Origin of the sequence: Shewanella sp. SG44-2, from assembly GCF_014164215.1 — a bacterium.
Lineage (GTDB): Bacteria > Pseudomonadota > Gammaproteobacteria > Enterobacterales > Shewanellaceae > Shewanella > Shewanella frigidimarina.
Genome location: NZ_JACJEU010000037.1, coordinates 25,635 through 35,550 on the forward strand (window position 1 = coordinate 25,635; position 9,916 = coordinate 35,550).

General features: G+C 37.6%; 7 protein-coding genes. All 7 read left to right on the plus strand.

The annotated features are described in order from the left end of the window. Window positions 1–13 precede the first annotated feature (13 nt). The 7 genes from H5181_RS18750 (at window position 14) to glmM (ending at window position 9,618) form a co-directional block, all read left to right on the plus strand. Entirely contained in the window at window positions 14–1,459 is a 1,446-nt protein-coding gene (locus H5181_RS18750) for a mannose-1-phosphate guanylyltransferase/mannose-6-phosphate isomerase (RefSeq protein WP_182751757.1), read from the plus strand. Between the two features lie 88 nt (window positions 1,460–1,547). Further along, complete coding sequence (locus H5181_RS18755; RefSeq protein ID WP_182751758.1) at window positions 1,548–2,996, plus strand: phosphomannomutase; 1,449 nt, start codon at window positions 1,548–1,550, stop codon at window positions 2,994–2,996. A 193-nt stretch (window positions 2,997–3,189) separates the two neighbouring features. Further along, on the plus strand, window positions 3,190–4,101 hold the full coding sequence (locus H5181_RS18760) for an NAD-dependent epimerase/dehydratase family protein (RefSeq protein WP_182751759.1): 912 nt from the start codon (window positions 3,190–3,192) through the stop codon (window positions 4,099–4,101). A gap of 11 nt (window positions 4,102–4,112) precedes the next feature. Then, window positions 4,113–4,661, plus strand: coding sequence for a sugar transferase (locus H5181_RS18765; RefSeq protein WP_182751760.1), 549 nt, complete (start codon window positions 4,113–4,115; stop codon window positions 4,659–4,661). 302 nt (window positions 4,662–4,963) lie between these two features. Further along, window positions 4,964–6,898: a nucleoside-diphosphate sugar epimerase/dehydratase gene (locus H5181_RS18770; RefSeq protein WP_182751761.1), complete on the plus strand. Its 1,935-nt coding sequence runs from the start codon at window positions 4,964–4,966 to the stop codon at window positions 6,896–6,898. Between the two features lie 104 nt (window positions 6,899–7,002). Continuing rightward, the gene (galU, locus tag H5181_RS18775; protein WP_182751762.1) at window positions 7,003–7,890 is read left to right on the plus strand and encodes a UTP--glucose-1-phosphate uridylyltransferase GalU; all 888 of its coding nucleotides are present in this window, start codon (window positions 7,003–7,005) and stop codon (window positions 7,888–7,890) included. A 378-nt stretch (window positions 7,891–8,268) separates the two neighbouring features. Then, window positions 8,269–9,618 carry a phosphoglucosamine mutase gene (gene glmM, locus H5181_RS18780; RefSeq protein ID WP_182751763.1) on the plus strand — a complete coding sequence of 450 codons (1,350 nt, stop codon included), beginning with the start codon at window positions 8,269–8,271 and terminating at the stop codon, window positions 9,616–9,618. The last annotated feature ends 298 nt before the right edge of the window (window positions 9,619–9,916 follow it).

Here is a 9,916-nt window from a genome sequence, read left to right on the forward strand (position 1 = left end):
AAGTGAGAGTGAAATGATTTTACCTGTAATTTTAGCTGGAGGTACTGGGAGCAGATTGTGGCCTTTATCTCGCAAATTGATGCCGAAACAATTTTTAAAAGTTACTTCTAAAAATACCATGCTACAAGAAACAGTTTTACGATTAAACTCGTTATCTTCCCAATCTCCAATTTGTATTTGCAACGAAGAGCATCGTTTTATCGTGGCAGAGCAGATGCAAGAGATTAATTCTTTAGGTCCAATTATATTAGAACCTGTTGGTCGTAATACTGCTCCAGCAATTGCTTTAGCTGCATTATCATTAATTGAACAAAGTAATGATGGGGTTATGTTGGTTTTACCTGCCGATCATTTGATAAGTAATAATTCTGAATTTCTGAAAATTATTAATGAATCCCTTCCATTAGCTAATTTAGGAAAATTAGTGACTTTTGGTATCGTACCTTCACATCCTGAAACTGGATATGGATATATTAAGGTTGGCGATAAAGTATCTATAGATTTACCTTTAATGTTTAATAGTGAAGGTTTTACTGTACAAAGTTTTATTGAGAAACCTGACATTGACACTGCTAAAACTTATCTCGATTCAGGTGAGTATTTGTGGAATTCAGGTATGTTCATGTTCAAAGCATCTCGTTACCTTGAAGAGTTAAAAAAATTTAGACCTGATATCTATGAAGTATGTAAAACCTCTTTTCATGGGGCATCTTCAGATATGGATTTCCTTAGGATCAATATTAATGATTTTGAGCTATGCGATGATCAATCTATCGATTATGCTGTCATGGAACCTCTTTGTAAGTCTAATGACTCTAGTTCTGTTGTTGTTGTTCCATTGGATGTAAATTGGAATGATATTGGTAGTTTTTCTGCGATATGGGATGTTAGCGATAAAGATGAACAGGGAAATGTACATCGAGGTGATGTACTCAGTCATAATTCTCAAAATAATCTTGTTATATCTGAGCAAAAGTTAGTTGCTACCGTTGGTCTTGATAACTGTATTGTTATTGAAACAAAAGATGCAGTTTTGGTTGCTAACAAGGATTCAGTTCAGGATGTAAAAAAAATTGTTGAACAAATTAAGATGCTTGATAGATCTGAAGCTGATATTCATCGACAAGTTTATCGTCCTTGGGGTCACTATGATTCAATCGATTTCGGTCATCGTGACCAAGTAAAACGAATTACTGTAAAACCAGGTCAGAAACTATCTATTCAAATGCATCATCATCGTGCAGAGCATTGGATAGTAGTATCAGGTACAGCCAAGGTTACTAATGGTGATAAAACATTTTTACTTACAGAAAACCAATCAACTTATATTCCTTCTGGTGTTATTCACGCTCTTGAAAATCCAGGAGTTTTAGAGCTAGAACTCATTGAAGTCCAAACTGGTAGTTATTTAGGAGAAGATGATATTGTTCGGTTTGAAGATAGATATGGTAGAGTTTAAAATTTCGTAATCATATGTTCATATTGTATTTATAGATTTATAGATTTAAATCTTTTTTATTGTTACTTCTTTAGTAAGTGGTTGTGTTATGTTAATTAGTTCAGAAGTTATCCGAAGTTCAGATGTTAAATTTGGAACCAGTGGAGCCAGAGGATTAGTCTCGCAATTTTCTTCAAATCTCTGTGCGGCTTTTACTCATGCTTTTGTTGCGTGTATGCGAAGTCAATTTAAATTTGATTGTATAGCAATTGGCATTGATAATAGACCTAGTAGTCCTGATATTGCTGAATCTTGTATTCAAGCTTTATCACAACTAAACATTGAGGCGATTTATTATGGTGTTGTTCCAACCCCAGCACTAGCATATGTATCTATGCAAGATAATATTCCGTGCATTATGGTTACTGGAAGCCATATTCCGTTTGATCGAAATGGTTTAAAATTTTACAGACCAGATGGCGAGATAAGTAAACTCGACGAGCATGATATTTTGAGTATCAATGCAAGGTTTGAGAGTATAAATATACCAATTAATGGTTCTTCTCTTAAAGTTAGCTCTTATGCATCAAATGCTTATATTAATCGTTATACCGATCTATTTAGTACTTCATTATTAAGCGGTAAAAAAATTGGTATTTATGAACATTCGAGTGCAGGACGTGATTTATATGCTAATTTATTCACCAAACTTGGTGCAGAAGTAATTAGTTTGGAACGTAGTGAGCAATTTGTACCAATCGATACTGAAGCTGTCTCTGAAACTGACAAACTAAAAGCAATCATATGGTCTAGAGAATATAATTTAGACGCTATATTTTCAACTGATGGTGATGGAGATAGACCTTTAGTTGCTGATGAAGATGGTGTATGGCTTCGTGGTGATATTCTTGGTATTTTATGCTCTAAAGTGTTACACGTTGAAGCATTAGCTGTTCCTGTAAATTGTAATACTTTAATTGAAGTTATAAATAGTTTTAAACATGTTGAGCGCACTAAAATTGGCTCTCCCTATGTTATTAGTACATTTTCTCAGTTGGCAACCCATTATTCAACATTTGCTGGTTTTGAGGCTAATGGTGGTTACATCCTAGGAAGTGACATCTTAATTAATGGACATCTTTTAAAAGCTTTACCTACTCGTGACGCCCTATTACCTGCACTAATGTTGTTCTCATTATCAAAAGATAAGAATAAAACTATATCTAAAATTGTAAATGAATTACCTAATCGATTTACACACAGTGATAGAATTCAAAATTTCTCTTCAGAAAAAAGTTATCAATTAATTAATTGTTTCAAGCTGAATCCTAGCTTATTACTTGTTGAATTGGGACTTGAGAACATTGCAGTTAGGGATGTAAATTTCATCGATGGATTGAGAGTTACACTTGAGAATGAAGATGTTATACATCTAAGACCTTCAGGTAATGCTCCTGAAATTCGATGTTATGCTGAATCTACAAGTATAGGGAAAGCTGAAAACTTAGTTTTACTTACATTGAGATTTATCGACTCGTTAAGAATGAAAGGTTTGTAAGTAATTGTTAACATTGGAATCTAGTTTTTTGTTGTAGAATGTTATTTTTGAAGCTTTTTATAGATGATTCTAGATCTCTGGCTTGGTTTTTAGTAATTTTATATTTACATCAATATATTTTATTTTCTTCTTTATTCATTAATGTTGTCTCTTTCTCAAATTTGGGAGACTTTTACTTTTCATAGGTTGTTCAATGAGTATTTTACTAACTGGTGCTTCAGGTTTTATAGGACGTAATCTAATTTCTTTAAAAAATGAAAAATTCCGTTGCGTATCAAGAATTGGAAACTTTAAAGAATTTGATGATAATTTTATTGTAAGTAAGATTGATGGATATACTGTTTGGGATGGTGCATTTGATGATTGTGATTCTGTTATACATCTAGCCGGTTTGGCGCACTCAAGCAGTTTCACCGAAAGTGATTTACGGAGAATTAATGTAGATGGAACTATTCATTTAGCTAATGAGGCAGTAAAAGCAGGTGTAAAAAGATTCATTTACATTAGTTCAATAGGTGTTAATGGTAGCTTTACATTGGAACAACCATTTTCTTTAGTTTCTGATCCTTTTCCCCATAATTTTTATACACAATCAAAACTCGATACAGAATTAGCATTAAAGAAATTATCTGATGAAACAGGATTAGAAATTGTCATAATACGCCCGACGTTAGTTTATGGAGCTAATGCTCCAGGTAATTTTGGTTTATTGACAAATTTAATTAACAAATTCCATTGTTTACCTTTCGGCTTAATTAATAATAGGCGTGATTTTATTTCTGTTCATAACTTGGCTGATTTATTGATAACATGCGTTAAACATCCAAATGCAGGAGGTCATACTTTCTTAGCAGCTGAGAATGAGTCTGTTTCAACTAAACAATTTACAAATGCAATAGCTCGTGGATTGGGTGTTCGTTTATTCCAGTTACCTATTCCTGCAAGTTTGATGCGATTAGTTGGTAAGCTAATTGGGAAATCATCGATGATCGAACAATTAGTTGGTAATTTACAGGTCGATTCATCATGTTTGATTGAGATCTTAGATTGGACCCCACCTTATACAATGAAAGAGTCAATGACTTTCCTTAAACAAGAAAAATAGAGTAATATTATATGATCCGATTGATTGACTTTCTGGCTGCTTTTTTCGGCTTATTTTTGCTTTGGCCTATTTTGCTTATCGTCACCATTATTGGCTTTTTCGACACTGGTTCACCAATTTTTATCCAAACACGAGTAGGGAAAAATCAAAAACAGTTTAAGCTAATTAAGTTCCGCTCTATGTCGGTTGAGACTAAATCCGTGGCAAGTCATTTAGCAAGTAATTCGTCTATTACCAAGTTAGGTAGCTTTCTACGAAAAACGAAAATTGATGAGTTACCTCAACTTATCAATGTGCTTAAAGGTGATATGAGCCTAGTAGGTCCTCGGCCTAACCTTTTTAACCAAAAAGAGTTGATTAAAGAACGTGGTGCGTTAGGTGTTTATAACGTACTACCAGGGGTAACTGGGCTAGCTCAGGTACAGAATATTGATATGTCGACACCAAAACTTCTTGCTGAAACAGACCGAAAGATGATAGATACGTTGACTATTCAAAACTACTTCAAGTATATCTTAATGACGGTTACAGGTAGTGGTTCAGGTGATGCTGTAAAATAATTATATCTATCTTGTATACTTGATAATGCATTGGTTTGACATTTTTATGATAGTTTCTTCTAAATATATTCAAGTTACTAGGTAAATTGTCTCAGCGTATTCTAATGTCTTTTGTGTTTCATTACGAAGCATAATTCAGTCAATATCTTATTAAATATTAAGCTGATTTTGTCTTTTCAATATCACATAACTTTTATCAATAATGTACACTCGTGTTAAACTCGATGTTTTTACTGGTTAGACAGCCTTTTTAATGTAGATAAGATTTTATTATTACGAATGTTATTAATTTGGAGCACAAGATGGATTTTTTGCAACGTATTTTCTCTTTACCTCGTCCTCAGAAGCGTATGGTGAGCCTTTTTATTGATTCACTTTTTTTATTCTTTGCTTTTTTTTGTGCCTTATTAGTCCGTCTAGATGATATTAATGTATTAAGTAACAGTGCTAACTGGGCTGTTATGTTTACCGTAGTGCCTTTTAGTTTATTTGTATTTACAAGACTAGGGCTATATCGTGCAGTTTTAAGATATATGGGTTTACAAGCTTTTATGGCCATTTTAGGAGGCGTTGTTTTTTCAACGTTCTCACTTATATTAGTGTCATTTTATACTAATGTAAATATCCCAAGAACAGTGCCATTAATTTATATTGCTTTTGCCCTTGTGCTTGTAGGAGGCTCCCGAGCATTAGTGCGTTCGTTAGTGGGCACCGGGATGAAACGTGTAGGTGAACCTGTCATTATTTATGGCGCGGGTGTGAGTGGTAGGCAGTTGTTGACGTCATTGGTGCAAAGCCACGAGTATTATCCATTCGCTTTTGTTGATGATGATGTGTCTTTGCATGGTACTGTGATTCAAGGAGTACACGTTCATTCCCCTTCTATTATTCGTAAACTGATTAAGCAGAAAGCAGCCACCAAAGTGTTGCTTGCAATGCCTAGTGCTAGCCGAGCTAAGCGTCAAATGATATTGACTCGCCTAGAACCACTTGCTGTACAGGTATTAACTATTCCGGCAATGTCTGATTTGGTTAATGGCTCTAAGCTTTACACTGATATTAAAGAAGTTGAAATTGATGATTTACTGGGTCGTGATGCAGTAGCTCCACGAGAAGACCTGTTGACTGCCAACATTAAAAATAAAGTGGTAATGGTGACTGGAGCGGGTGGTTCTATTGGCTCTGAGTTATGTCGACAGATTTTAAAACAGTTGCCTAAAAAGTTAATCTTATTTGAATTATCTGAATTTGCCTTATATGCCATAGAGCGTGAGTTAAATACCACGGTGAAAGAGCTTGGCTTAAGCGTTAATATTTTCCCTTTATTGGGTTCCGTGCAGCGTGAGAATCGTGTACAAGCGGTTATGCAGTCTTTTGGGGTACAAACCGTTTATCATGCAGCAGCTTATAAACATGTTCCTTTAGTTGAACATAATGTGGTAGAAGGTGTACGTAATAATGTCTTTGGTACTCTTTATACTGCTAGAGCAGCTATTGCGGCTAAGGTTGAAACCTTTGTATTAGTGTCTACTGATAAAGCAGTGCGGCCAACTAATGTGATGGGCACCACTAAGCGTATGGCGGAATTAGTGCTGCAAGCGCTGTCTCGCGAAAATAATCAAACTCGGTTTTGTATGGTGCGGTTTGGTAATGTACTTGGGTCATCGGGCTCGGTTGTGCCGTTGTTTAGAACCCAAATTGCTAACGGCGGCCCTGTTACTGTAACGCACCCTGATATCACTCGCTTTTTTATGACCATACCAGAAGCATCGCAATTAGTGATACAAGCTGGTGCTATGGGCAAGGGCGGTGATGTTTTTGTGTTAGATATGGGTAACTCGGTCAAGATTGTTGATTTAGCTCAAAAGATGATCCGTCTAAGTGGCTATGAAGTACGTAGTGATAATAATCCTGATGGTGATATTGCTATCGAGTTTAGTGGGTTGCGCCCAGGTGAAAAGTTATACGAAGAACTGCTGATTGGTGATGATGTTACAGGCACTGAACATGAACGCATCATGACAGCAAATGAGTTGTATTTAACATGGGCTGAGTATTCTTTAATTTTAGATCGTTTAGATTTAGCTTGTCATCAGTTTAATCATGAAGCCGTTCGCGATATTTTACTTAAGACGCCTACAGGTTTTGCACCGACAGATGGTATTTGCGATTTAGTTTATCAGCAAAAAGCTAAAAATTCTGATGCTGCTAAGAAAGTTATTAACCTTGTATCTTAATTTTTCGATTTTCAGGACTTCTTAGTTTCCTTAGTATTACTCCACTAATCACTGGTTGGCCAAAGTCTAAATTTATATTACACTTATTTTGACAAGGATTTAAAATGAAAGTTGTTATCCCCGTAGCAGGCTTGGGAACTCGCATGTTGCCTGCCACCAAAGCCATCCCAAAAGAAATGTTACCGTTAGTGGACAAGCCTCTTATTCAATATATCGTCAATGAGTGTGTGGCTGCCGGTGTTAAAGAAATCGTGCTAGTCACTCATGCGAGTAAAAATGCGATTGAAAACCACTTTGATAAATCATACGAGCTTGAATCTACACTTGAGAAGCGCGTAAAACGTCAGCTACTTGAAGAGGTGCAGGCTATTTGCCCTAAAGACGTGACCATAATGCATGTACGTCAAGGAGAGGCCAAAGGCTTAGGTCATGCGGTATTATGTGCTTACCCGTGTATTGGTAATAGCCCGTTTGCAGTAGTGTTACCAGATGTTGTTTTAGATGAATATACTGCGAACCAAAAAACTGAAAATTTGGCGGCTATGATTGCCCGTTATAAGGCCTCTTTTGCTAGCCAGATTATGGTTGCACCAGTACCTGAATGTGACGTTAATAAATACGGTATAGCCGATTGTAATGGTGTTGAGATAGCACCAGGTGATTCGGCTAAGATTAAAAGAATGGTTGAAAAGCCTGCTATTGGTGAAGCACCGTCTAATCTAGCGGTTGTTGGCCGTTATGTGTTATCAGAGAAAATCTGGGCTTTATTGGCTAAAACACCAGCGGGTGCTGGTGATGAAATTCAGTTAACTGACGCGATTGATATGCTAATTGAACAAGATACCGTTGAAGCATTTAACATGACAGGTAAGTCACATGATTGTGGTGACAAATTGGGTTATATGAATGCTTTTGTGGAATATGGCCTACGCGATGCTAAGTTAGGCGCGGATTTCAAAAAAAGTGTTGAAAAAATTCTGCTCGAACAGTAATTTTTTACTGATAATTTAAAAACCAACTTATATTTAGTTGGTTTTTTGCTTTTTGCTTTTTGCCTAGATCAATAATCTATCTGAAAGATAGATTAAGCCGGTAACAAGCGATACCAAGCGGGTTAGAGCTGAGATGGTGACGGGCGATATCAAGCGGGTTAGAGCTGAGATGGTGACGGGCTATATCAAGCGGGTTAGAGCTGAGATGGTAACAAGCGATAACGAGCGAGAAGATAGGTAACAAGTTATTTTATCTTTATCTTTCATCGCTTGTCATTGCTTGTCATCGCTTGTTATCTCTTATTAACGCTTTTTCAATTTTCATCGCTTGTCACCTGCTATTTCGCTCGTTATCGATTATTTAATTTTGGAGTTTTTATGTCTCGTAAGTATTTTGGCACCGACGGTGTACGTGGAAAAGTGGGGACGTTTCCTATTACGCCTGATTTTGCTATGAAATTAGGTTGGGCTGCAGGCAAAGTATTAGCGTCAACCGGTACACAAGAAGTGTTGATTGGTAAGGATACTCGTAGTAGCGGTTATATGTTGGAGTCGGCGATTGAAGCGGGCTTATCTGCTGCTGGTGTTAACGTAGCATTAATTGGCCCTATGCCAACCCCTGCAGTTGCGTATTTAGCCTCTACATTCCGTGCCGATGCTGGTGTTGTTATTAGTGCATCACATAATCCGTTTTATGATAATGGCATTAAATTTTTCTCTAATTCGGGTACTAAACTTAATGACGAGCAAGAGCTTGAAATTGAAGCATTGTTAGATCAAGCCCTTAATCATAATGCGATGGAATGTGTTTCATCTGAATTGTTAGGTAAAGTCCGCCGGATTACTGATGCAGCGGGTCGTTACATTGAGTTCTGCAAAGGGGTGTTTGCTAAAGATTTAACCTTAGCAGGCCTTAAAATTGTCGTCGATAGTGCTAACGGTGCGGCGTATCATATTGCGCCGAATGTATATCGTGAGTTAGGTGCTGAGGTGATTAGCATTAATGACAAACCTAATGGCACCAATATTAATGACCATTGCGGCGCGACCCATTTAGACAGTTTACAAACAGCGGTTATGGTACATGAAGCTGACTTAGGCATTGCGATGGACGGCGACGCTGACCGGGTGATGTTTGTTGATCACAATGGCCATGTAGTGGACGGCGATCAAATTTTGTATATTCTGGCCAAAACAGCCAAGCAACAAGGCACACTAAGTGGCGGTGTTGTTGGTACATTAATGTCGAATCTCGGCCTTGAGATTGCGTTAAAAGAAATGGATATCCCGTTTAAACGCGCCAAAGTCGGTGACCGTTATGTGGTTGAGCAATTAAAAGCCACTGGCTGGCGCATTGGCGGCGAAGGTTCTGGCCATATTTTACACCTTGACCATGCCTCTACTGGCGATGCTGTTGTGGCGTCATTATTAGTACTACAAGCAGTATTACAGTCTGGCCAGTCATTAGCTGAGATAGTATCGGGTATGAAAAAGTTACCTCAAGTACTCCTCAATGTTCGGCTAACCGCTAATAACGCTGATGAAATCTTAGCGTCAGAAGCCGTAAAACAAGCGGTGATAGAAGCCGAAGCCGTACTAGCCGAAAACGGTCGAGTATTGTTACGTAAATCGGGCACCGAACCGCTTATCCGCGTAATGGTTGAGTCAACAAACCCTGAAATGTCACAGGCGCAAGCAGAGCATATCGCTAAAGAGCTAAGACGATAACAAGCGTGTTGGGGCTGAGATGATAGCAAGCGCGTTAGAGCTGAGATGATGACAAGCGCGTTGGGGCTGAGATGATGACAAGCGTGTTAGAGCTGAGATGATAACAAGCGGTGGCAAGCGGTTAAAGCTGAGACGGTGACAAGCGATTAAGGCTGAGACGATGACAAGCGTGTTAGAGCTGAGACGATAATAAGCTTTGTCTTTTTTTTGTCATCATTTTCGCTTGTCATCGATTGTTATCGTTCTTCACCGCTTTTACCGCTCAAAGCGCGTTAGGGCTGAGATGATGACAAGCGTG

What these genes read in the sequence shown, in the direction of transcription:
- galU (WP_182751762.1), top strand. Translation starts at nt 7,003, where the DNA reads ATGAAAGTTGTTATCCCCGTAGCAGGCTTGGGAACTCGCATGTTGCCT.
- glmM (WP_182751763.1), top strand. Translation starts at nt 8,269, where the DNA reads ATGTCTCGTAAGTATTTTGGCACCGACGGTGTACGTGGAAAAGTGGGG.
- H5181_RS18765 (WP_182751760.1), top strand. Translation starts at nt 4,113, where the DNA reads ATGATCCGATTGATTGACTTTCTGGCTGCTTTTTTCGGCTTATTTTTG.
- H5181_RS18755 (WP_182751758.1), top strand. Translation starts at nt 1,548, where the DNA reads ATGTTAATTAGTTCAGAAGTTATCCGAAGTTCAGATGTTAAATTTGGA.
- H5181_RS18750 (WP_182751757.1), top strand. Translation starts at nt 14, where the DNA reads ATGATTTTACCTGTAATTTTAGCTGGAGGTACTGGGAGCAGATTGTGG.
- H5181_RS18760 (WP_182751759.1), top strand. Translation starts at nt 3,190, where the DNA reads ATGAGTATTTTACTAACTGGTGCTTCAGGTTTTATAGGACGTAATCTA.
- H5181_RS18770 (WP_182751761.1), top strand. Translation starts at nt 4,964, where the DNA reads ATGGATTTTTTGCAACGTATTTTCTCTTTACCTCGTCCTCAGAAGCGT.